This window comes from Pseudomonas sp. PDM31, assembly GCF_019218965.1.
In the GTDB taxonomy this organism is placed as follows: domain Bacteria; phylum Pseudomonadota; class Gammaproteobacteria; order Pseudomonadales; family Pseudomonadaceae; genus Aquipseudomonas.
In genome coordinates, this window is the sequence record NZ_JAHUWS010000007.1 from 144399 (window position 1) to 166232 (window position 21834).

A 21834-nucleotide genomic window follows, 5' to 3' on the forward strand; every position below is an offset into this window, starting at 1 on the left:
AAAGGGGGCAATTCCTTGACCGCTTCAAGCAAAACGTTGCACCTTTTCGGCATCAAAGCCTGCGACACCATGAAAAAGGCGCGCACCTGGCTCGATGAACACGCCGTCAGCTACGACTTCCATGATTACAAAACGGCCGGTATCGACCGTGAACACCTGACCCAATGGTGCGACGAGCACGGCTGGCAGGTGGTGTTGAACCGTGCAGGTACGACCTTTCGCAAACTCGAAGACGAACGCAAAGCCGATCTCGACCAGACGAAAGCCATCGAACTGATGCTCGCACAACCCTCGATGATCAAGCGCCCGGTGCTTGATCTCGGTGACCGAACCCTGATTGGCTTCAAGCCTGATATCTACGCGGCCGCGCTCAAGTAAGCAGCCCGTTCAATTTTGTTAGAGGTATACACATGTCCACTACCCTGTTCAGCCTGGCCTTCGGCGTCGGCACCCAAAACCGTCAAGGTGCATGGCTGGAAGTGTTTTACGCCGCACCTGTTCTCAATCCTTCGGCTGAAGTCATCGCCGCCATCGCGCCTGTTCTGGGTTACACCGAAGGCAATCAGGCGATCGCGTTCAGCACCGCCCAGGCCTCGCAACTGGCTGAAGCGCTCAAAGGCGTCGACGCTGGCCAGGCAGCCTTGCTGACCCGTCTGGCCGAAAGCCACAAACCGCTGGTCGCCACGTTGCTTGCCGAAGACGCCCAGCTGTCGTCCACCCCTGAGGCCTACCTCAAGCTGCACCTGCTGAGCCATCGCCTGGTCAAGCCCCATGGCCTGAACCTGGCCGGGATCTTCCCGTTGCTGCCGAACGTGGCCTGGACCAGCCAGGGCGCGATCGACCTGGCCGAACTGGCCGAGCACCAGCTTGAAGCCCGCCTGCGCGGCGAACTGCTGGAAGTGTTCTCGGTGGACAAGTTCCCGAAAATGACTGACTACGTGGTTCCGGCCGGCGTGCGTATCGCTGATGCGTCGCGTATCCGCTTGGGCGCCTACGTCGGCGAAGGCACCACCGTGATGCACGAAGGTTTCGTCAACTTCAACGCAGGCACCGAAGGCCCGGGCATGATCGAAGGCCGCGTGTCGGCGGGCGTGTTCGTCGGCAAGGGTTCGGACCTGGGCGGCGGTTGCTCGACCATGGGCACCCTGTCCGGTGGCGGCAACATCGTGATCAAGGTCGGCGAAGGCTGCCTGATCGGCGCGAACGCCGGTATCGGTATCCCGTTGGGCGACCGCAACACCGTCGAGTCGGGCCTGTACGTGACCGCCGGCACCAAGGTTGCCCTGCTGGACGCCAACGACAACCTGGTCAAAGTGGTCAAAGCCCGTGAACTGGCCGGTCAGACCGACCTGCTGTTCCGCCGCAATTCGCAGACCGGTGCCGTGGAGTGCAAAACCCACAAATCGGCCATCGAACTGAACGAAGCGCTGCACGCTCACAACTAAGCGTCGCATGATCCCCTGTGGGAACAAGCTTGTGTCAAGGGGGCTTATGTGGCGAGGGGGCTTGCCCCCGTTGGACTACGCAGTAGTCCCGGGCCATTGCCATGAGCATGGGGCCGCTCCGCGGCCCAACGGGGGCAAGCCCCCTCGCCACAAGGTCCCTTCACCACACAGGCTCGGTCCCACAAGGTCCGACGTACACTCGCCCAAGTTCATAGGGCCGAACACATGATGATTCCCTCTCCCTGGCGCGCCGATTTTCCGGCCATCGCCGCCCTGCAACGGCAAGGCCAGACCTATCTGGACAACGCCGCTACCACGCAAAAACCGCAAGCCCTGCTCGATGCCCTGGCGCATTACTACGCCAACGGCGCGGCCAATGTGCATCGTGCCCAGCACCTGCCCGGTGCCCACGCCACCCAGGCGTTCGAGGATAGCCGCAGCAAAGTGGCACAATGGCTCAATGCCGGTGACAGCGGACAGATTGTCTTTACCCACGGTGCGACCTCCGCGCTGAATCTCCTGGCCTACGGCCTGGAGCATCTATTCAATCCGGGCGATGAGATTGTCATCAGCGCCCTGGAGCACCACGCCAACCTGCTGCCATGGCAACAACTGGCGCACCGTCGCGATCTGAGGCTGGTGATCCTGCCGCTCAATCCCGACGGTGTGATCGACCTGGAACTCGCCACCCGCCTGATCACCCCCCGCACACGCCTGCTGGCGGTCAGTCAGTTGTCCAATGTAATCGGTGCCTGGCAACCACTGGGGCAATTGCTGGCACTGGCCAAGTCGCACAACGCGCTGACCGTAATCGACGGCGCGCAAGGCGTGGTCCACGGCCGCCACGACGTGCAGGCGCTGGGCTGCGACTTCTATGTCTTCTCCAGCCACAAACTCTATGGGCCGGATGGGCTGGGCGTACTCTTCGGGCGCAATGAGGCGCTGCAGCTGCTGCGGCCCTGGCAGTTCGGCGGTGAAATGGTGCTGGATGCCAATTACCACGATGCACGCTTTCACCCGGCCCCTTTGGGCTTCGAGGCCGGAACGCCGCCGATCGCCAGCGTGATTGGTCTGGGTGCAACCCTGGACTATCTGGCCGGACTCGATCAGGACGCCGTGTCCGCCCACGAGGCGGCGTTGCATGACTACCTGCTCAAGGGCCTGCAATCGCGCAATGGCATACGCCTGCTGGGCAAACCGCAACTGGCGCTGGTCAGTTTCACCGTCGAGGCTGTGCATAACTCTGACCTGGCGCATTTGCTGACCGAGCAAGGCATCGCCGTGCGCGCCGGTCATCACTGCGCCATGCCGCTGCTGAAAAGCTTCGAACTGGCCGGAGCAATCCGGGTGTCACTGGCGCTGTACAACGACTCCGCCGACCTGGAACGATTCTTCGAGGCGCTGGATCAGGCACTGGAGTTACTGCGATGAACCTGCCTGCCGATGCCGTAAAGGCGCTCGAAACCTTTCAGGCCGCCGCCGGCTGGGAACAGCGGGCACGCCTGTTGATGCAATGGGGCGAGCGTCTGCCTGCGTTGAGCGCCGAAGACATGTGCGAAGCCAACCGGGTGCATGGCTGCGAAAGCCAGGTCTGGCTGGTAGGGCAATTGCGCGATGGCCGTTGGCAGTTCAATGCCAACAGTGATGCGCGGCTGATTCGCGGGCTGGTGGCGTTGCTGCTGGCGCGGGTCAACGGACTGTCGGTGGCCGAATTGCAACAGGTGGATTTGCCGGACTGGTTCAATCAGTTGGGCCTGGGGCGGCAGTTGTCCCAGTCGCGCAGCAATGGCCTGAATGCGGTGCTTAAGCGGATGACGGAGTTGGCTGGTTAAACGTCATCGCGAGCAGGCTCGCTCCCGCATTGGAATGCATTGCCCTGTGGAAGCGAGCCTGCTCGCGATGAGGCTATCAGCCCAACCAGCTAAACTTGAGGCTTTATCCGCTCCGACGGGCGCCGCACCCCGGCAACGATCTTATCCACCGCCTTGGTCGCCGCGACCATGCCGAAGGTCGCCGTCACCATCATCACCGCCCCAAACCCGCCGGCGCAGTCGAGTTTCACGCCGTCGCCGACAAAACTCTTCTGCAGACAAATGCTGCCGTCAGGTTTCGGATAGCGCAGTTGCTCGGTGGAAAACACACACGGCACGCTGTAATGGCGAGTCACGGTGCGTGAAAAACCATAGTCGCGGCGCAAAGTGGAGCGCACTTTCGAGGCCAGCGGATCATTGAAGGTGCGGTTCAAATCGCAGACCTGGATCAAGGTCGGGTCGATCTGTCCGCCCGCGCCGCCGGTGGTGATGATCTGGATCTTGCGGCGTTTGCACCAGGCGATCAGCGCCGCCTTGGCGTTGACGCTGTCAATGCAGTCGATCACGCAATCGATGTTCGGCGTAATGTACTCAGCCATGGTCTCGCGGGTGACGAAATCCGCCACCGCATGCACCGTGCAGTCCGGGTTGATGCCGCGCAGGCGCTCGGCCATCACCTCGACCTTGGGTTTGCCGACCGTGCTGTCCAGCGCGTGCAACTGGCGGTTGGCGTTACTGACGCAAACATCGTCGAGATCAAACAGCGAAATCTCGCCCACGCCGCAACGGGCCATGGCTTCTGCCGCCCAGGAACCCACACCGCCCACGCCGACTATCGCCACATGGGCCGCGCGCAGACGCTCCAGGCCTTCGATGCCATACAAACGGGCAATGCCAGCAAACCGCGGATCTTCTGTACTCATGACCATTACCCCAAAAACCGGCGCGCATTATAGGGCCGTCCGCGGCCAAGAGCATCTTTTGGGCTATGAACGGGCGCGTCATTGCCTTTGATAAGACTACATCGAACGAAGAATTGAACTACATGCTCTAAGGAAAGAACTTAAGTCGACTTGGAGTGCCCAACGTCCGGCATTTCCCTGTGCGATGTAAGTTCAGTGAGCTGCCGGTGTAGGAAGCGCGCCCTTGTGCGGCCGCCGACCGTTCTTTTGTTCCACATTCCTTGGAACCCGAAATAGCTATGTCATCGCGTAAATTTGGACTCAACCTGGTCGTGGTGCTCGCCATCGCCGCCTTGTTTACCGGCTTCTGGGCGCTGATCAATCGCCCGGTCACCGCACCCAACTGGCCGGAACAGATCTCCGGCTTTTCGTACTCGCCGTTCCAGCAAGGCCAATTTCCACAGAAGGAGCAGTATCCGACCGACGATCAGATGCGCCGCGACCTGGAGATCATGAGCAAGTTGACGGACAACATCCGCACTTACTCGGTCGACGGCACGCTGGAAAACATTCCGAAACTGGCGGAAGAGTTCGGCCTGCGGGTGACGCTGGGGATCTGGATCAGCCCGGACCAGGAACGCAATGAACGCGAGATCAACCGTGCCATCGAAATCGCCAATTCCTCGCGCAGCGTGGTTCGTGTGGTGGTCGGCAACGAAGCGATCTTCCGCAAGGAAATCAGCGCCGCCGAGTTGGGCATGATCCTTGATCGCGTCCGCGCTGCCGTGAAGGTACCGGTCACCACCTCCGAGCAGTGGCACGTCTGGGAAGAACACCCGGAACTGGCCAGGCACGTCGACCTGATCGCCGCGCACGTCCTGCCTTATTGGGAGTTCATCCCGATGGACAAGGCCGGGCAGTTCGTTCTCGACCGCGCTCGCGACCTGAAAAAGATGTTCCCGAAAAAGCCGCTGCTGCTGTCCGAAGTGGGCTGGCCGAGCAACGGCCGCATGCGCGGTGGCGCCGACGCGTCGCCGGCAGACCAGGCCATCTACCTGCGCACCCTGGTGAACAAACTCAACCGTCAGGGCTTCAACTACTTCGTGATCGAAGCGTTTGACCAGCCGTGGAAAGCCAGTGACGAAGGTTCCGTTGGCGCCTACTGGGGCGTGTTCAACGCCGCACGCCAGCAGAAGTTCAACTTCGAAGGCCCGGTAGTGGCGATTCCGCAATGGCGCGTGCTGGCCATCGGCTCCGTCGTGCTGGCCCTGTTGTCCCTGACCCTGCTGATGATCGACGGCTCGGCCCTGCGCCAACGCGGCCGCACCTTCCTGACCTTTATCGCGTTCCTCTGCGGTTCGGTGCTGGTCTGGATCGGTTATGACTACAGCCTGCAATACAGCACCTGGTTCAGCCTGACCGTGGGGTTCCTGCTCGCCCTTGGTGCGCTCGGGGTGTTCATCGTGTTGCTGACCGAAGCCCATGAACTGGCAGAAGCGGTGTGGGTGCACAAGCGCCGGCGCGAGTTCCTGCCGGTGGAAGGCGACTCCAGCTACCGCCCGAAAGTGTCGATTCACGTGCCCTGCTACAACGAGCCGCCGGAGATGGTCAAACAGACCCTCAACGCCCTGGCCAACCTCGACTATCCGGACTTCGAAGTCCTGATCATCGATAACAACACCAAGGACCCGGCGGTCTGGGAGCCGGTGCGCGACTACTGCGCCACCCTCGGCCCGCGCTTCAAGTTCTTCCACGTCGCCCCACTGGCCGGCTTCAAGGGCGGCGCGCTGAACTACCTGCTTCCGCACACCGCCAAGGACGCCGAAGTGATTGCCGTGATCGACTCGGATTACTGCGTCGACCGCAACTGGCTCAAGCACATGGTGCCGCACTTCGCCGATCCGAAAATTGCCGTGGTGCAGTCGCCGCAGGACTATCGCGACCAGAACGAAAGCACCTTCAAGAAGCTCTGCTATGCCGAATACAAGGGCTTCTTCCATATCGGCATGGTCACCCGCAACGACCGTGACGCTATCATCCAGCACGGCACCATGACCATGACCCGGCGCTCGGTGCTCGAAGAGCTGGGCTGGGCCGACTGGTGCATCTGCGAGGATGCCGAACTGGGCCTGCGCGTGTTCGAGAAAGGCCTGTCGGCGGCGTATTACCACACCAGCTACGGCAAAGGCTTGATGCCCGATACCTTTATCGACTTCAAGAAACAGCGCTTCCGCTGGGCCTACGGGGCGATTCAGATCATCAAGCGCCACACCGCCAGCCTGCTGCGCGGCAAGGACACCGAGCTGACCCGCGGCCAGCGCTACCACTTCCTCGCGGGCTGGTTGCCGTGGGTCGCCGATGGCATGAACATCTTCTTCACTGTCGGCGCGCTGCTGTGGTCGGCAGCGATGATCATCGTGCCGCAGCGGGTGGATCCGCCGCTGCTGATTTTCGCCATCCCGCCATTGGCACTGTTCGTGTTCAAGGTGGCCAAGATCATTTTCCTCTACCGTCGAGCGGTCGGGGTCAATCTCAAGGATGCCTTCTGCGCGGCGCTGGCCGGGCTGGCCTTGTCCCATACCATTGCCAAAGCGGTGTTGTACGGCTTCTTCACCAGCAGCATTCCGTTCTTCCGCACACCGAAGAATGCCGATAACCATGGCTTCTGGGTGGCGATTTCCGAGGCCCGGGAAGAGATGTTCATCATGCTGCTGCTGTGGGGCGCGGCACTGGGGATCTTCCTGGTCAACGGCCTGCCGAGCAACGACATGCGCTTCTGGGTCATCATGTTGCTGGTGCAGTCGCTGCCGTACGTGGCGGCGCTGATCATGGCGTTCCTGTCGTCGCTGCCAAAACCTTCTGTCGAGGCGCAAACCGCACCAGCGGTCTAAATCTCTGCGGATGCACTAAACGGCGGCCAATGGTCGCCGTTTTGCTTTAAGATAACCGCCATTTTGCGGGGCTTGGCGTGCCTCGGCTTGCCGATCGAAGCCAATACCTGTGGGAGCGGGCTTGCTCGCGAATGCGTTGTAACAGTCGAGGAGTATGTTGACTGATACACCGCATTCGCGAGCAAGCCCGCTCCCACACTAAAAGCCCAAGCCCATACCTCAAGTTTCCGGAGTTTTCCATGACGGCCCACGCCGACCTTTCGCCGACCCTCCAACTCGCCATCGACCTGATCCGCCGTCCATCCGTGACGCCGCTCGACGCCGATTGCCAGAAGCAGATGATGCAGCGCCTGGGCGATGCCGGTTTCACCCTGGAACCGATGCGCATCGAAGATGTGGATAACTTCTGGGCCACCCACGGCCAGGACGACGGTCCGGTGCTGTGCTTCGCCGGCCACACCGACGTGGTCCCGACCGGCCCGGTGGCGGCCTGGCAGATCGAACCGTTCAACGCACTGATCGACGAACACGGCATGCTCTGTGGCCGTGGCGCGGCTGACATGAAAGGCAGCCTCGCCGCCATGACCGTCGCCTCCGAGCGTTTTGTCACCGACTACCCGAATCACAAGGGCAAGGTCGCCTTCCTGATCACCAGCGACGAAGAAGGCCCGGCGCACCACGGCACCAAGGCAGTGGTTGAGCGCCTGGCCGCACGCAATGAGCGCCTGGACTGGTGCATCGTCGGCGAACCGTCGAGCACCACCCTGGTCGGTGACGTGGTCAAGAACGGTCGTCGCGGCTCCCTCGGCGCCAAGCTGACTGTACGCGGCATTCAGGGTCACGTGGCCTATCCGCATCTGGCGAAGAACCCGATCCACCTCACAGCTCCGGCGTTGGCGGAACTCGCCGCCGAGCATTGGGACCACGGCAACGATTTCTTCCCGCCGACCAGTTTCCAGATCTCCAACGTCAATTCCGGCACCGGAGCGACCAACGTGATCCCCGGCGACCTGATCGCGGTGTTCAACTTCCGCTTCTCCACCGAGTCCACCGTCGAAGGCCTGCAAAAGCGCGTCGCCGACATCCTCGACAAGCACGGCCTGGACTGGCACATCGACTGGGCACTGTCCGGCCTGCCGTTCCTCACCGAGCCGGGCGCTCTGCTCGACGCGGTGTCGTCGAGCATCAAGGACATCACCGGTCGTGACACCAAGGCCTCCACCAGCGGCGGCACCTCCGACGGGCGCTTCATCGCGACCATGGGCACGCAAGTGGTCGAGCTGGGCCCGGTCAACGCGACGATTCACCAGGTCAATGAGCGGGTACTGGCGGCTGATCTCGATGTGTTGACCGAAATCTACTACCAGACCCTGATCAAGTTGCTCGCCTGATGCTCGCGTGTCCGATCTGCAGTGAACCGCTGAGCGCGGTGGATAACGGCGTGGCGTGTCCCGCCGGGCATCGGTTCGACCGCGCGCGCCAGGGCTACCTGAACCTGCTGCCGGTGCAGCACAAGAACAGCCGTGACCCTGGGGATAACCAGGCAATGGTCGAGGCCCGCCGTGACTTCCTCAACGCCGGCCATTACGCACCGGTGGCCAGGCGCCTGGCGGAGCTGGCTGCGGGTTATGCGCCACAGCGCTGGCTCGACATCGGTTGTGGCGAGGGTTACTACACCGCGCAGATCGCCGAGGCCTTGCCGAACGCCGACGGATACGCCCTGGACATTTCCCGGGAAGCGGTGAAGCGTGCCTGCAAACGCAACCCGGCAATTACCTGGTTGATCGCCAGCATGGCCCGGGTGCCGCTGGCATCGGCCAGCTGCCAGTTCCTGGCCAGTGTTTTCAGCCCGCTGGACTGGCAGGAGGCCAAACGCCTGCTCAGCCCCGGCGGCGGCCTGATGAAGGTCGGCCCGACCAGCGGCCACCTGATGGAATTGCGCGAGCGGCTGTACGACGAAGTACGCGAGTACATCGACGACAAGCATCTGGACCTGGTGCCGGACGGCATGCAGCTGCAACACAGCGAGATCCTGGAGTTCAAGCTGACGCTTGCCCATGGTCAGGATCGCGCCAACCTGCTGGCCATGACGCCCCACGGCTGGCGCGCCAGCGCTGAACGCCGGGCAGCGGTCATCGAGCAGGCTGAGCCGTTCGAGGTCACCGTGTCGATGCGCTACGATTATTTCGTTCTTCAACCCTAATATTGGCCTTGAGCATCCGCTTGAGCCCGGCTAAATCCGCGAATGGATTTTTCAGACACGCAGTGAGGACATCCATGCGCCAACCCGATATCGAGATTTACCTGAAAGACGCCGACGTCGACCACAAAGCCATCTCGGCTTGGCTCGGTGCGGCATTGGGCCCGTGCAGCGACTGGGTGCAGAGAGGCCAGACCTACAAGTGCAAGGCTGGCAACGTGCCAGTGACCTGGCTACCCAAGGCCGTGGGCAAATGGAACAGCCTGTACCTTGAAAGCGACCAGACCCCGTGGGAAGACGACATCGCCTGCGCCCGCGCCGCGTTTGTCGCGCTGAACGTCGAAGTGCGCTGCGCACCAGGTAGCTGGGTCGAAGAAGAAGGTGAAGAAACAGCGGATCGCTGGATACGCATCAGCGCCGATGGTGAAGAAGAGATCACCTGGAAAACTGCTTAAAGCAGAGCGACACCGAGCAGGATGTGGGAGCGGGCTTGCTCGCGAATGCGGTGCGTCAGTAGAGATCAATGCTGACTGACGCACCGCATTCGCGAGCAAGCCCGCTCCCACAATGGTTTTGGGTGAGCTGATGAGTGGGTTTACAGCCCGACGACGTCTTCGGCCTGCAAACCCTTCTCGCCCGTCACCACGGCATATTCAACCTGCTGCCCTTCAGCCAGCGAGCGGTGCCCTTCGCCGCGAATTGCGCGGTAATGCACGAACACGTCCACCCCGTCCTCGCGCTGAATGAAGCCGTAGCCTTTGGCGTCGTTGAACCACTTCACGTTGCCTGTTTCGCGCGTTGCCATGAATCAGTACCCCCTTATTTTTATTTTGAGCGTCGGAGTATATGACAGCCGTCAAAACTCTCAACTCAACTTTACTTAGCCGCTTTTTTGCCGATTTTCGGCGAATACGGCACACTATCGCCCACCCGAGCATTTGCTCGGTTTTATTCACTCACGCAGAAGCCGTATGACCCGTTCCCCGTTCCGCCGTCTTGTGTTTGGCACACTGCGCCGACTTTTGTACCTCTGGGTTCGCTCGGAGACGATCAATCAGTCGTCGTTCACCCTTAACCTCGACCGCAGTCGCCCGGTGTTCTACGTCCTGCAAAACCCTTCACTGAGCGACCTCGCCGTGGTCGACAGCGAATGCACCAAGGCCGGCCTGCCGCGCCCGGTGCTGCCGGTCTCGGTGGGCGGCCTGGTGGAACCGGCGGCGTTCTTCTACTTGACCCCGGATCCCGACTGGCTCGGCCGCCAGGACAAGCGCGGTGCGCCGCCGACCCTGACCCGGCTGGTCAGCGCCTTGAGCCAGAATGCTGGCGAAGACGCGCAGATCATTCCCGTCAGCGTGTTCTGGGGCCAATCGCCGGACAGTGAGTCCAGCCCCTGGAAACTCTTGTTCGCCGACAGCTGGGCCGTCACTGGCCGCCTGCGCCGCTTGCTCAGCATCATCGTGCTGGGGCGCAAGACCCGCGTGCAGTTCTCCGCGCCGATCCACTTGCGTGAGTTAATCGACCACAACAAGGGGCACGAGCGCACCGTGCGCATGGCCCAGCGGATACTGCGGGTGCACTTTCGCAACCTCAAAGCCGCCGTCATCGGCCCGGATATTTCCCACCGGCGCAACCTGGTCAAGGGCTTGCTCAATCAGCCACTGGTCAAGCAGGCGATCCTCGACGAAGCAGAGCGCGAGAACATCTCCCCGGAAAAGGCCAAGGCCCAAGCGCTGCGCTACGGCAACGAGATCGCCTCGGACTACACCTACACCGCAATCCGCTTCATGGAAGTGGTGCTGAGCTGGTTCTGGAACAAGATCTACGACGGCATCAAGGTCAACAACATCGAAGGCGTGCAAAAGGTCGCACCGGGTTACGAAGTGATCTACGTACCCTGCCATCGCAGCCACATCGACTACCTGCTGCTGTCCTATCTGCTGTTCCGCAATGGCCTGACCCCACCGCACATCGCCGCCGGGATCAACCTCAACATGCCGGGCATCGGCGGCCTGCTGCGTCGTGGCGGTGCGTTCTTCATGCGCCGTACCTTCAAGGGCAACCCGCTGTACACCTCGGTATTCAACGAATACCTGCACACCCTGTTTACCAAAGGCTTCCCGGTGGAGTACTTCGTCGAAGGCGGCCGTTCGCGCACAGGGCGCATGCTGCAACCGAAGACCGGGATGCTGGCGATCACCCTGCGCAGTTTCCTGCGCTCCTCGCGCATGCCGATCGTCTTCGTGCCGGTGTACATCGGCTACGAACGCGTGCTGGAAGGCCGGACCTATCTTGGCGAGCTGCGTGGCGCCACCAAGAAGAAAGAGTCGATTTTCGACATCTTCAAGGTCATCGGCGCGCTCAAGCAGCGTTTCGGCCAGGTAGCGGTGAACTTCGGTGAGCCGATCAAACTCGCGGAATTTCTCGACAGCGAACAGCCGGACTGGCGCAAACAGGAGCTCGGCCCGCAATTCAGACCGGCCTGGCTCAACGAAACCACCAACCGCCTCGGCGAAAAGGTCGCGCAGCATTTGAACGAAGCGGCGGCAATCAACCCGGTCAACCTGGTGGCGCTGGCACTGCTCTCCACCTCGCGCCTGGCCCTCGACGATCGGGCCATGGCGCGGGTACTCGACCTGTATCTGGCGCTGTTGCGCAAAGTCCCTTATTCACCGCACACCACCCTGCCCGCAGGTGATGGTCGTGCGTTGATCGAGCACGTGAAGGACATGGACCTGTTGTCCGAGCAGAGCGATGCCCTGGGCAAGATTCTGTATCTGGACGAGCAGAACGCTGTCCTGATGACCTACTACCGTAACAACGTGCTGCATATCTTCGCGTTGCCGGCGTTGCTGGCGAGCTTCTTCCAGAGTGCGTCGCGCATGAACCGCGAACAGATCCTGCGCTACACCCGCGCGCTTTATCCGTACCTGCAGGCGGAGCTGTTCATTCGCTGGTCGCTGGACGAACTCGACGCGGTGATCGATCAATGGCTGCAAGCCTTCGTCGAGCAAGGCTTGCTGCGATTCGAAAACGATGTCTACCTGCGCCCGGCACCGAGCTCGCGGCATTTCGTGCTGCTGACCCTGCTGTCGAAAAGCATCGCCCAGACTCTGCAGCGTTTCTACATGACCGTCTCTTTGCTGCTCAACAGTGGCCAGCACAGCATCAGCGCCGAAGAACTGGAAGACCTGTGCACGGTCATGGCCCAGCGCCTGTCGATCCTGCATGGCCTGAACGCCCCGGAATTCTTCGACAAGAGCCTGTTCCGCCACTTCATCCAGACCCTGCTCGATCTCGAGGTGCTCAAGCGCGACGAAGCCGGCAAGCTGGGCTACCACGAACTGCTCGGCGAACTGGCCGAAGGCGCGGCCAAGCGAGTGTTGCCGGCGGAGATTCGTTTGTCGATCCGTCAGGTGGCGTTGCATCGCAGTGAAGATGCAGCGGAGTTACTGACGCCGCTCTGACCCATCGAGTATTTGGCAGAAACAAGGATTTTTCTGCCCTATAAGACGCCCCGTTCGACTCGGTTTGCAGGAATCGCCCTACATAAAAGTCGCGGTATCGACTTTATGGTTAGCGCTCGTCAATACCGACGGTCAATTGAAAAGGAAATCAAAATGAGCGGCGAAAAAGAAATTACCGGTAGCGTAATTTATCTCGAAAAGGTTGGCCTTCTATCGGGTTCGACCCTCCAGGTCAGCCTGGTGGATGTCACTCAGCCAAGTGACCTGAAAACACTGGCTACAGAGGTCTATACCGATCTGAACCAGGATTTCATGGAATACGCACTGACTTTCGACATGGCAAAACTGCAGTACGGGCGTACCTACGCCATCAGTGCAAGCATCTTCTATGAAGATGAGAGGGTGTTCACCTCCACGAACCATCCCGCACTGGATTTGAGCGAGGAGACGTTGTGGGTTAAAGATGTGGTGGTGAAAATCGTCAGTGTTTCGCCAGACGCATAACCGGCAGTTTTTCTTGAGTTGCCGTTGGCGCCGACTGTGCTCGAGCGCCAACGACTAAGTGTTACCTGGAACATTGCGCAACAAATCCGTTAAATTGTCATAGGCGCCAGTCAACCTGCGGCGCCAACGACACGGATTCGCTTCATGAAAGAACATGCTCTGCCAAGGCGAATCGCAACAATCAGCAGCCCGTTGATAATTCCCGACGAAGCCGTCCGCTGATGCCCTCTTTCAAACAAGGAAGCCTAATGTTCCGCCCTACCCTTCGCTTTGCCGGTCTGTGCGCCGGCGTGATGATCTGCGCCAACGCCCTGGCCCTTTCCCTCTCCGACCTGTCGCAAAAAGACGCCACCGGTGGTCTCAAGGATGCCTTGACCCAGGGTGCACAATTAGCCGTGAAACAACTCGGCACACCAGGCGGTTTCAGCAACAACCCGGAAGTCAAAATCGAACTGCCAGGCAAGCTTGGCAAAGTCGCGAACAAGATGAAACAGTTCGGCATGGGTGCTCAGGTCGACCAGCTGGAATCGAGCATGAACAAAGCAGCTGAAACCGCTGTGACCCAGGCCCAGCCGATTCTTGTGGATGCCGTGAAGAAAATGACCGTGGAAGACGCCAAGGGCATCCTCAGCGGCGGCAACGATTCGGCCACTCAGTACCTGAACAAAACCAGCCGCGAACAGATTCGCGTCAAGTTCCTGCCCATCGTCAAGCAAGCCACCGATCAAGTGGGCCTGGCCCAGCAATACAACGCCTTCGCCGGCCAGGCCGCGACCATGGGTGTGATCGATGCGAAGAGCGCCAACGTCGAAAACTATGTGACTGAGCAGGCGCTCAATGGCTTGTTCGAAATGATCGGTAAACAGGAAGAAACCATTCGCCAGAACCCGGCTGCGGCTGCGACAGGTTTGGCCAAAAAAGTATTCGGCACTCTGTAACGATCACCTGCCATATCCCTTCCGCGTACGGCGCATTCCGTGTAGATCTGCCGATTGGTCGGCTCGTAGGCCGCCATCGCTCGCTCTTCACCACTCAACAGGCCGAGCGTTAGCTCGCCTGCAGCTTTTGATCTTGATCCACCCGCCCCTTCGGGAGGCTGAGTGGAGGTGTTTATCCGGGGGGTAGGCGCGTAGCGCCGTTCGACGAAGTCGAACACATCGAGAGGAGGTCGAAGCGAAGCCGACCGGAGGCGATGCCCCCGGATGAATACCGGAACGAAGGAACGCCGAGCCTAAGCGAGGGGCCGGACGCTGGGGCAAGCCTTTTTGGGTACTTTTTTGGCGTTTGAAAAAAGTGCCTCGCCGTAAGGGCGAAACCATAAGCCGCCATTACCGCAGCAACGGATATGTACTCAATCCCCCCAAGAACCTGGTCGGCCCAAAGGCCGCCAAGGTCAAACAGATTCTTTGCGAACACGAAACCAGGCCGCATAAAGCGCAGGCAAGAACAACAGCGTCAAAGCCGTAGCAACAATCAACCCCCCCATGATCGCCACCGCCATCGGCCCGAAAAACAAACTGCGCGACAGCGGAATCATCGCCAACACCGCCGCCAGCGCCGTCAACACAATCGGCCGGAACCGCCGCACCGTCGCCTCGATAATCGCCTCCCAAGGCTTATACCCGGCAGCGATATCCTGCTCGATCTGATCCACCAGAATCACCGAGTTACGCATGATCATCCCGGACAAAGCGATAGTCCCCAGCATCGCGACAAATCCGAACGGCTGGCGGAACACCAGCAGAAACAGCGTCACCCCGATCAACCCCAACGGCGCCGTCAGAAACACCATCGCCGTGCGTGAGAAACTGCGCAGCTGCAGCATCAGCAACGTCAACACCACCACGATGAACAGCGGCACACCGGCCTTCACCGAGTTCTGTCCGCGTGCCGAATCCTCCACGGTGCCGCCAACATCCAGCAAATACCCATCCGGCAGTTCGGCGCGGATCGGGTCGAGGGTCGGCATGATCTGCTTCACCAGGGTCGCCGGTTGTTCCTTGTCGTAGATGTCGGCGCGAACCGTCACGTTAGGCAGGCGATTGCGGTGCCAGATCACGCCTTCTTCGAAGCCGTATTCCAGGGTCGCGACCTGCGACAATGCCACGCTGCGACCGTTGTCGGTCGGCACCGCCAGGCTTGGCAGCAGCGACAGCTCAGTGCGTTCATGCAAGGTGCCGCGCAACAGGATCTCGATCAACTCGTTGTCTTCGCGATACTGGCTGACGCTGGAGCCGGTCAGGGAGCTTTGCAAAAACTTCGACAGGTTCGCCGTACTGACGCCCAGTGCCCTCGCGCGGTCCTGATCGACGTTCAGGTACACCACCTTGCTCGGCTCTTCCCAATCAAGGTGGACGTTGACCACATGGGGATTCTCGCGAACCTTGGCCGCGACTTTGCGCGCCAGTGCACGGACTTCCTCAATGTGCTCACCGGTCACCCGGAACTGCACCGGATAGCCGACCGGCGGACCGTTCTCCAGACGCGTAACCCGCGCGCGCAGGGCTGGAAACTGCTCGTTGAGGGTGGCGATCAACCAGTTGCGCAGGGTTTCGCGCTCCTCGATGTTTTTCGCCAGGACGACGAACTGGGCAAAACTCGCCGCCGGCAGTTGCTGATCGAGGGGCAGGTAGAAACGTGGCGAACCGGTGCCGACGTAGGCCACGTAGTTGTCGATCCCGGCGTGATCCTTGAGCAAGGCTTCGAGGCGCTTGACCTCATCGGCGGTGTTGCTCAGCGAAGCGCCTTCGGCCAGTTTCAGGTCGACCATCAATTCCAGGCGGCCCGATGCCGGGAAGAACTGCTGCGGCACAAAGCGGAACAGCACGATCGAGCCAATGAACAACAGCACGGTCAGCACGATAACGGTTTTGCGCCAGCGCACACACCACTCCACCAATCGCCGCACGCGCTGATAGAACGGTGTGCCGTAGGGGTCGGGTTGGCCTGCACCATGCTTGGCCGCATGAATTTTCGCCAGGTCCGGCAGGAGCTTTTCCCCAAGGTAAGGCACGAAGAGTACCGCAGCCACCCATGACGCCAGCAGCGCGATAGTGACCACCTCAAAGATCGAACGGGTGTATTCGCCGGTACTCGATTGCGCGGTGGCAATCGGCAGGAAGCCGGCTGCGGTGATCAGCGTTCCGGTGAGCATCGGGAACGCGGTGCTGGTCCAGGCGTAACTGGCAGCCTTGATGCGGTCGAAGCCCTGCTCCATTTTGATCGCCATCATTTCCACGGCGATGATCGCGTCGTCCACCAGCAAACCCAGCGCCAGCACCAAGGCGCCGAGGGAGATCTTGTGCAGGCCTATCCCTAAGTAATACATGCAGGCGAAAGTCATCGCCAATACCAGCGGGATCGTCAGCGCCACGACCATGCCGGTGCGCATGCCGAGGGAAAAGAAACTCACCAGCAGCACGATGGCCAGGGCTTCGACCAGCACCTGGACGAACTCGCCGACCCCGGTTTTCACCGCCGCTGGCTGGTCGGAGACCTTGCGCAGCTGCATGCCGGCCGGCAGGTTTTTCTGGATGCGGGCAAACTCGACTTCCAGGGCCTTGCCGAGCACCAGAATATCGCCGCCGCCCTTCATGGCGACGGCCAGGCCGATAGCGTCTTCCCCCATGAAGCGCATGCGCGGCGCCGGAGGATCGTTGAAACCGCGCCGCACATTGGCCACATCGGAAATGCGGAAAGTGCGATCGCCTACGCGAATCGGGAAATTCCGGATCTCGTCGACCGTCTGGAAGTTCCCCGTGACCCGTAGCTGCAATCGCTCGCTGCTGGTTTCGAAAAAGCCCGCCGTGGATACCGCGTTCTGCTCTTCCAAAGCTTGTTGCACCGCCGCCAACGGCAAGCCGAGGGTGGCGAGCTTGACGTTGGAGAGCTCGATCCAGACTTTCTCGTCCTGCAACCCGAGCAGGTCGACCTTGCCCACGTCCTTGACCCGTTGCAGCTGGATCTGGATGCGGTCGGCGTAATCCTTGAGGACCGCGTAGTCAAAACCATCGCCCGTAAGGGCGTAGATGTTGCCGAAGGTGGTGCCGAATTCATCGTTGAAAAATGGCCCCTGGATGCCAGGCGGCAAGGTGTGACGAATGTCGTTGACCTTCTTGCGCACCTGATACCAGAGCTCGGGGATATCCACCGAATGCATGGCGTCGCGGGCGATGAAGGTCACCTGGGATTCGCCGGGGCGCGAGAATGACATGATGCGCTCGTAATCACCGGTTTCCATCAGCTTCTTTTCGATGCGTTCGGTGACCTGGCGCGAGACTTCCTGCGCCGTCGCCCCCGGCCAGTTGGTGCGAACCACCATGGCCTTGAAGGTGAACGGCGGGTCTTCGCTCTGGCCGAGCTTGGTGTAGGAAAGCGCGCCAACAATGGCCAGCAACAGCATCAGGAACAGGACAATCTGACGATTACGCAGCGCCCAGGCGGAGAGATTGAAACCCATCGGGATTACTCCTTGTCCGCCAGATTGACCACGCGGTTGGAGCGATCTACCGGGCGCACCTGCTGCCCTTCGAGAAGCACATGGACACCGGCGGCCACTACCCAGTCGCTGGCTTTGAGCCCTTCGAGCACCGGTACGGTTTTTTCACCGAAGGCACCGACACGCACCGGGGTCTTCTTCAAGGTATTGTCGGCGCTGACGACCCAGACATAGGACACGCCGTTTTCCGAAGTCAGTGCCGAAAGCGGCACCGACAGCACCATCACGTCGCTGCTCTGCACGAATACCCGGGCGCTCTGGCCCAGTTCGACGGGTACATTGCCGGCGGTGAAGGCGATGCGTGCGGCGAAGGTGCGGGACTTGGGATCGGCCGCTGGCGACAGCTCGCGGATACGTCCGGCGAAACGCTGATCGGGTTGGGTCCACAGTTCCACCGCGACCGGCTGGCCGACCTTGAAGCGGCCGAAGCTCTGCTCCGGCAGACTGATCAACACCTCACGCTCGCCGTCGGTGGCGAGGGTAAATACCGTCTGCCCTGGCGCCACCACTTGCCCGACTTCCACCGCGCGCTTGGCCACCACACCATCCTGGGGCGCACGCAGCACCGCGTAACTGGCCTGGTTGGTCGAGACGTTGAATTCGGCTTTGATCTGTTTGAGGCGCGCTTCACCGGAGCGGTAAAGGTTTTCGTGATTGTCGTACTGCGAGCGGCTGACCAGCTGACGTTCCATCAGGGTTTTATAACGATCACGCTCGGCGCGCACCATGCTCAGGTTGGCCTCGGCGGCGGCGACCTGGGCGCGGGTGGCTTCCAGTTGCAGGCGCACATCCTGGGGATCGAGCTCGGCCAGGGGTTGATCGGCCTTGACCCTTTGCCCTTCGTCCACCAGTCGTCGGCTGACTTTACCGCCGATGCGAAACGCCAGGTCAGGCTCATAACGCGCACGAACTTCACCGGGATAGCTTTCCATTGCCTGCGCCGAAGGCTCTGGCCTAACCACCATGGCCGGCCGCACGCTGACCTGGGGCGCCTCTTCGTGACCGCACGCAGACAGAAAAAAAGCCAGGCAGACTGGCAACGCGAGGGGCAAGGCATAGCGGAACATGGTGAAGGACCTTTCGCTAATAGTGCTTGGAATAATTATACTGAGCAGTATGGTATTAATAGCAAACTCACCAGTCCAGTAATAAAAGCGAATATGCCCAACAAACTTTCAGCACCCAATGGCCCAGGCCGCCCCAAGGATCTGGCCAAGCGCCAGGCGATCCTCGATGCGGCCAAAACGCTGTTCGTGAGTAAGGGCTATGCCAGCACCAGCATGGATGCCGTCGCCGCCGAAGCGGGTGTGTCGAAGCTTACGGTCTACAGCCATTTCAACGACAAGGAGACGCTGTTCTCCGCCGCTGTGGTGGCCAAGTGCGAGGAGCAACTGCCGCCACTGTTCTTCGAATTGCCGCCAGGCGTCGCGGTTGAAACCGTGCTGTTGAACATCGCGCGCGGCTTTCATCAGCTGATCAATAGCGATGAATCGGTGAACCTGCACCGTCTGATGATGACCCTGGGCAGTCAGGACCCCAAACTCGCACAGATCTTCTTCGAGGCCGGCCCCCAGCGCATGGTGCTGGGCATGGAGCGCTTGCTGACCCGCATCGATCAGAGTGGCGCGTTGCGCATCGACAATCCGCACAATGCAGCCGAGCATTTCTTCTGCCTGCTCAAGGGCGCGGGGAATTTCCGTTTGCTGTATGGATGCGGCGAGCCACCGGAGGGTGACGCGGCCGAGAGCCATGTGCGGGAAGTGGTGGGGCTGTTTATGCGGGCCTATCGGCCGGATTGAGCCTGATAGACTCTGTTTGGCTGATCCGGCCCCTTCGCGAGCAAGCCCGCTCCCACAGGGGATTTGTGGTGATCCATAGAGCCAGTGTGGGAGCGGGCTTGCTCGCGAAGCAGGCGACGCGGTGCTAGGGCTTCAACGCCTTCTTCGGATAAATGTCATACCGGCTCGACTTGCCATCGAGCGCATGACTTGGCTTGGGCCCTTCAATACACGGAGCCTTGCGCGGGCGCTTGACCACCACCCGGTGGCTGGCCAGGGCCAGGGCCGCTGCAAGCAAGGCCGGCGCATCCGGGTCATCGCCCACCAGCGGCCGGAACAGGCGCATTTCCTTCTTCACCAGCGCGGTTTTCTCACGATGCGGGAACATCGGGTCGAGGTAGATCACCTGGGGTGGCTCCCCTTCCCAATTGCTCATCACCTCGATTGAGTTGCCCTTGAGCAACTGCATGCGCGCCACGATCGGCGCCACCTCGAAATCGTCCGCGCCACGGGCCAGGCCATCTTCGAGCAAGGCACCAATCAACGGCTGGCGCTCGATCAGGCTCATCTCGCAGCCGAGGCTGGCCAGCACGAAGGCATCCTTGCCCAACCCGGCCGTGGCATCCAGTACGCGCGGACGCACACCCTGTGCGACGCCGACCGCCTTGGCGATCATCTGTCCGCTGCCACCGCCGTACAGCCGACGATGGGCCGCACCGCCCTCGACGAAATCCACCCGCACCGGCCCCGGTGCATCCGCTCCCAGCTGTTGCAACTGCAAACCCTGCTCGCCCACCTGCAAGGCGAACTCGGCGTCCGCCACCTGCAACGGCAAGTCCAGGCGCGCGGCCCACTGCTCGGCTTGTGGCTCGAAGGCTTCGCCGAGGGCCTCGACATGAATGCGGCACGACGCAGGTTGATCAATCATCGGAAAACACGCTCAAAAAATTAATGATCGGCAAAAACTGCCGATAACAAAACTATCGAGCATTTTGCCAGAGCTGAGCGTCGACCGAGAGAAATGTCAGACATTCAACCGACAATCACAGGTTTTATCTCGCCCTACGGCGATTACAACCTGCGAAACACCCAGGCACTGAGCGGCGTCAGTCACATCTGGCAGGATTTCTTCGCCCGTGCGCTGGCCGATCAGTCGGGTGAGGTGCTGCCTGAATCGCTCAACTTTCCACCCGTCGACCTCGACAGCCCGATCGAGCCCACTGTAGGTAGCGAACTGTTGGCACACATCGTGTCCCAGCGTTTATGCGATGTGCAGGACAACGAAGTCCGCCCGCCTGAACCGCTGTTCCTGCCGATTGCCGAGTTCGAAATGGACCTGGCCGACAAGCCGCTCCCTCCATTCCCGGCAGATGAAATCGTCGCCCAGCAAAAACAGCAGGACTTCGACAGCGGCTGGGTGCGCCCGATCGTGCTCAACGCCGGCCAGCCTGTGCCGCTAGCAGGCCCGGCGCCGCAACCCCGTGCGTTGCACCTGCCGATCGCCGAGTTCGAACTCGACCTGCTCGACAAGCCGTTCCCGCCGTTCTCGCCTGAAGAGTTGGTGGAACAACAGAAACAGCTCGACTTTGACAATGGTTGGGCGCGCCCGATCATCCTGCAGAACCTGCGCATAGCCGCCTGACCCTCAGCGACAGACCCACCACGGCCCGACATCCACATGAAAGTGATTGCGGTGGGCTGCGTTGTAGTCCGGGCTCAACACCACACTGAACATCCCGCAGGCGCCGTCGCGAACCTGACGCAGGAACAGCGCTTCCTGATTATCCTTGGGCCAATCCTTGAGCACGCTGATGGCCCGGCCATCGGCCAGGCGGAAACCGGCGATATCCAGCGCATTGGCACTGGCATGCTGGCTGCGCCGCCCGTTCTCGCGGCTGTAGACGTTGCGACAGGCAAAGCTGCCCAGATGCTCGACTCGCGTCACCGCTTGCCCGTAGACCGCCTGCGCGGCGGGCTGCAACACATGGTGCTCGAACAGGGCAAAGGACACGGCGAGGCGGCAACTGGCGAGAAAACTGCTGCTCAGGCCCACCTCGCCACCTTGCACGCGCAAGGTACCGGTCAACGGGCACGTCGCGTCAGGGCTGTCAGCCTGGTGGGTGATGCGCAGGCCGGAACTGCCCAGCGCTTGATCGCACAGTTGCGGGTCATCACGCAGACGCATCAGCTTGTAGCGGGTCAGCAGGTTCGGCGCGGCCTTCACATCCAGCGGCGCCCAGGGGTTCCATTGCGGCGCCAGGTCGATCCAGCCGCGCCAGACGCCCACCACCGCTGCGCCGCTGATCAACAGCAGCACCAGCAGCCACCTTGCGCCACGCAT

At 61.0% G+C, this 21834-nt stretch carries 19 protein-coding genes; 13 read left to right on the forward strand and 6 right to left on the reverse strand.

The window, feature by feature from the left end:
- Positions 1-69 precede the first annotated feature (69 nt).
- The 4 genes from KW839_RS15545 to KW839_RS15560 all read left to right on the forward strand — a co-directional run bounded on the left by KW839_RS15545 (position 70) and on the right by KW839_RS15560 (position 3277).
- Positions 70-378 carry an arsenate reductase gene (locus KW839_RS15545; protein WP_371318076.1) on the forward strand — a complete coding sequence of 103 codons (309 nt, stop codon included), beginning with the start codon at positions 70-72 and terminating at the stop codon, positions 376-378.
- Between the two features lie 32 nt (positions 379-410).
- Positions 411-1445 carry a 2,3,4,5-tetrahydropyridine-2,6-dicarboxylate N-succinyltransferase gene (gene dapD / locus KW839_RS15550; protein WP_218424775.1) on the forward strand — a complete coding sequence of 345 codons (1035 nt, stop codon included), beginning with the start codon at positions 411-413 and terminating at the stop codon, positions 1443-1445.
- Between the two features lie 225 nt (positions 1446-1670).
- The gene (locus KW839_RS15555; RefSeq protein WP_218424776.1) at positions 1671-2876 is read left to right on the forward strand and encodes an aminotransferase class V-fold PLP-dependent enzyme; all 1206 of its coding nucleotides are present in this window, start codon (positions 1671-1673) and stop codon (positions 2874-2876) included.
- Entirely contained in the window at positions 2873-3277 is a 405-nt protein-coding gene (locus KW839_RS15560; protein ID WP_218424777.1) for a SufE family protein, read from the forward strand. The genes KW839_RS15555 and KW839_RS15560 overlap by 4 nt, the downstream gene beginning before the upstream one ends.
- An 89-nt stretch (positions 3278-3366) precedes the next feature.
- Here KW839_RS15560 and tcdA read toward each other — a convergent pair whose 3' ends face one another.
- Positions 3367-4185, reverse strand: coding sequence for a tRNA cyclic N6-threonylcarbamoyladenosine(37) synthase TcdA (tcdA, locus tag KW839_RS15565; protein WP_371318074.1), 819 nt, complete (start codon positions 4183-4185; stop codon positions 3367-3369).
- A gap of 272 nt (positions 4186-4457) precedes the next feature.
- On the opposite strand from tcdA, the gene KW839_RS15570 reads away from it, so the two are divergent.
- From KW839_RS15570 to KW839_RS15585, 4 genes are all read left to right on the forward strand, one after another.
- Positions 4458-7049, forward strand: a complete 2592-nt coding sequence (locus KW839_RS15570; protein ID WP_060541800.1) for a glycosyltransferase — start codon at positions 4458-4460, stop codon at positions 7047-7049.
- Between the two features lie 239 nt (positions 7050-7288).
- Complete coding sequence (gene dapE, locus KW839_RS15575) at positions 7289-8440, forward strand: succinyl-diaminopimelate desuccinylase (protein ID WP_218424779.1); 1152 nt, start codon at positions 7289-7291, stop codon at positions 8438-8440.
- Complete coding sequence (locus KW839_RS15580; RefSeq protein ID WP_060541802.1) at positions 8440-9252, forward strand: putative RNA methyltransferase; 813 nt, start codon at positions 8440-8442, stop codon at positions 9250-9252. Before dapE ends, KW839_RS15580 begins: the two co-directional genes overlap by 1 nt.
- A 74-nt stretch (positions 9253-9326) precedes the next feature.
- Positions 9327-9704 (forward strand): hypothetical protein, encoded by a 378-nt coding sequence (locus KW839_RS15585; protein ID WP_060541803.1) that lies wholly within the window; start codon positions 9327-9329, stop codon positions 9702-9704.
- Positions 9705-9844: 140 nt separating this feature from the next.
- On the opposite strand, the gene KW839_RS15590 is transcribed toward KW839_RS15585, so the two are convergent.
- Positions 9845-10054 (reverse strand): cold-shock protein, encoded by a 210-nt coding sequence (locus tag KW839_RS15590; protein ID WP_010462862.1) that lies wholly within the window; start codon positions 10052-10054, stop codon positions 9845-9847.
- A gap of 166 nt (positions 10055-10220) precedes the next feature.
- Here KW839_RS15590 and plsB point away from each other — a divergent pair, with 166 nt between their 5' ends.
- The 3 genes from plsB to KW839_RS15605 all read left to right on the forward strand — a co-directional run bounded on the left by plsB (position 10221) and on the right by KW839_RS15605 (position 14155).
- The gene (gene plsB / locus KW839_RS15595) at positions 10221-12713 is read left to right on the forward strand and encodes a glycerol-3-phosphate 1-O-acyltransferase PlsB (RefSeq protein WP_218424780.1); all 2493 of its coding nucleotides are present in this window, start codon (positions 10221-10223) and stop codon (positions 12711-12713) included.
- Positions 12714-12866: 153 nt separating this feature from the next.
- Positions 12867-13217: a YbaY family lipoprotein gene (locus tag KW839_RS15600; RefSeq protein ID WP_060541805.1), complete on the forward strand. Its 351-nt coding sequence runs from the start codon at positions 12867-12869 to the stop codon at positions 13215-13217.
- Positions 13218-13465: 248 nt separating this feature from the next.
- Positions 13466-14155 (forward strand): DUF4197 domain-containing protein, encoded by a 690-nt coding sequence (locus tag KW839_RS15605; RefSeq protein ID WP_218424781.1) that lies wholly within the window; start codon positions 13466-13468, stop codon positions 14153-14155.
- A gap of 455 nt (positions 14156-14610) precedes the next feature.
- Here KW839_RS15605 and KW839_RS15610 read toward each other — a convergent pair whose 3' ends face one another.
- Both KW839_RS15610 and KW839_RS15615 read right to left on the reverse strand, forming a co-directional pair.
- On the reverse strand, positions 14611-17676 hold the full coding sequence (locus KW839_RS15610; protein ID WP_060541807.1) for an efflux RND transporter permease subunit: 3066 nt from the start codon (positions 17674-17676) through the stop codon (positions 14611-14613).
- Positions 17677-17681: 5 nt separating this feature from the next.
- On the reverse strand, positions 17682-18782 hold the full coding sequence (locus KW839_RS15615) for an efflux RND transporter periplasmic adaptor subunit (RefSeq protein WP_218424782.1): 1101 nt from the start codon (positions 18780-18782) through the stop codon (positions 17682-17684).
- A gap of 93 nt (positions 18783-18875) precedes the next feature.
- Here KW839_RS15615 and KW839_RS15620 point away from each other — a divergent pair, with 93 nt between their 5' ends.
- On the forward strand, positions 18876-19514 hold the full coding sequence (locus KW839_RS15620) for a TetR/AcrR family transcriptional regulator (RefSeq protein WP_060541809.1): 639 nt from the start codon (positions 18876-18878) through the stop codon (positions 19512-19514).
- A gap of 124 nt (positions 19515-19638) precedes the next feature.
- On the opposite strand, the gene KW839_RS15625 is transcribed toward KW839_RS15620, so the two are convergent.
- Positions 19639-20421: a class I SAM-dependent methyltransferase gene (locus KW839_RS15625; protein ID WP_256352677.1), complete on the reverse strand. Its 783-nt coding sequence runs from the start codon at positions 20419-20421 to the stop codon at positions 19639-19641.
- 93 nt (positions 20422-20514) lie between these two features.
- On the opposite strand from KW839_RS15625, the gene KW839_RS15630 reads away from it, so the two are divergent.
- A complete protein-coding gene (locus KW839_RS15630; RefSeq protein WP_060541811.1) occupies positions 20515-21135 on the forward strand; it encodes a hypothetical protein in 621 nt (206 codons plus the stop codon).
- A gap of 3 nt (positions 21136-21138) precedes the next feature.
- Here KW839_RS15630 and KW839_RS15635 read toward each other — a convergent pair whose 3' ends face one another.
- On the reverse strand, positions 21139-21834 hold the full coding sequence (locus KW839_RS15635; protein ID WP_218424783.1) for an extensin family protein: 696 nt from the start codon (positions 21832-21834) through the stop codon (positions 21139-21141).

Excerpts from the sequence above, each read along its gene's own strand:
- KW839_RS15545 (WP_371318076.1), top strand. The coding sequence starts at position 70 with ATGAAAAAGGCGCGCACCTGGCTCGATGAACACGCCGTCAGCTACGAC.
- dapE (WP_218424779.1), top strand. The coding sequence starts at position 7,289 with ATGACGGCCCACGCCGACCTTTCGCCGACCCTCCAACTCGCCATCGAC.
- KW839_RS15580 (WP_060541802.1), top strand. The coding sequence starts at position 8,440 with ATGCTCGCGTGTCCGATCTGCAGTGAACCGCTGAGCGCGGTGGATAAC.
- KW839_RS15625 (WP_256352677.1), bottom strand. The coding sequence starts at position 20,421 with ATGATTGATCAACCTGCGTCGTGCCGCATTCATGTCGAGGCCCTCGGC.
- KW839_RS15600 (WP_060541805.1), top strand. The coding sequence starts at position 12,867 with ATGAGCGGCGAAAAAGAAATTACCGGTAGCGTAATTTATCTCGAAAAG.
- KW839_RS15585 (WP_060541803.1), top strand. The coding sequence starts at position 9,327 with ATGCGCCAACCCGATATCGAGATTTACCTGAAAGACGCCGACGTCGAC.
- KW839_RS15615 (WP_218424782.1), bottom strand. The coding sequence starts at position 18,782 with ATGTTCCGCTATGCCTTGCCCCTCGCGTTGCCAGTCTGCCTGGCTTTT.
- KW839_RS15630 (WP_060541811.1), top strand. The coding sequence starts at position 20,515 with ATGTCAGACATTCAACCGACAATCACAGGTTTTATCTCGCCCTACGGC.
- KW839_RS15610 (WP_060541807.1), bottom strand. The coding sequence starts at position 17,676 with ATGGGTTTCAATCTCTCCGCCTGGGCGCTGCGTAATCGTCAGATTGTC.
- KW839_RS15635 (WP_218424783.1), bottom strand. The coding sequence starts at position 21,834 with ATGCGTGGCGCAAGGTGGCTGCTGGTGCTGCTGTTGATCAGCGGCGCA.
- KW839_RS15605 (WP_218424781.1), top strand. The coding sequence starts at position 13,466 with ATGTTCCGCCCTACCCTTCGCTTTGCCGGTCTGTGCGCCGGCGTGATG.
- tcdA (WP_371318074.1), bottom strand. The coding sequence starts at position 4,185 with ATGGTCATGAGTACAGAAGATCCGCGGTTTGCTGGCATTGCCCGTTTG.
- plsB (WP_218424780.1), top strand. The coding sequence starts at position 10,221 with ATGACCCGTTCCCCGTTCCGCCGTCTTGTGTTTGGCACACTGCGCCGA.
- KW839_RS15590 (WP_010462862.1), bottom strand. The coding sequence starts at position 10,054 with ATGGCAACGCGCGAAACAGGCAACGTGAAGTGGTTCAACGACGCCAAA.
- KW839_RS15570 (WP_060541800.1), top strand. The coding sequence starts at position 4,458 with ATGTCATCGCGTAAATTTGGACTCAACCTGGTCGTGGTGCTCGCCATC.
- KW839_RS15620 (WP_060541809.1), top strand. The coding sequence starts at position 18,876 with ATGCCCAACAAACTTTCAGCACCCAATGGCCCAGGCCGCCCCAAGGAT.
- dapD (WP_218424775.1), top strand. The coding sequence starts at position 411 with ATGTCCACTACCCTGTTCAGCCTGGCCTTCGGCGTCGGCACCCAAAAC.
- KW839_RS15555 (WP_218424776.1), top strand. The coding sequence starts at position 1,671 with ATGATGATTCCCTCTCCCTGGCGCGCCGATTTTCCGGCCATCGCCGCC.
- KW839_RS15560 (WP_218424777.1), top strand. The coding sequence starts at position 2,873 with ATGAACCTGCCTGCCGATGCCGTAAAGGCGCTCGAAACCTTTCAGGCC.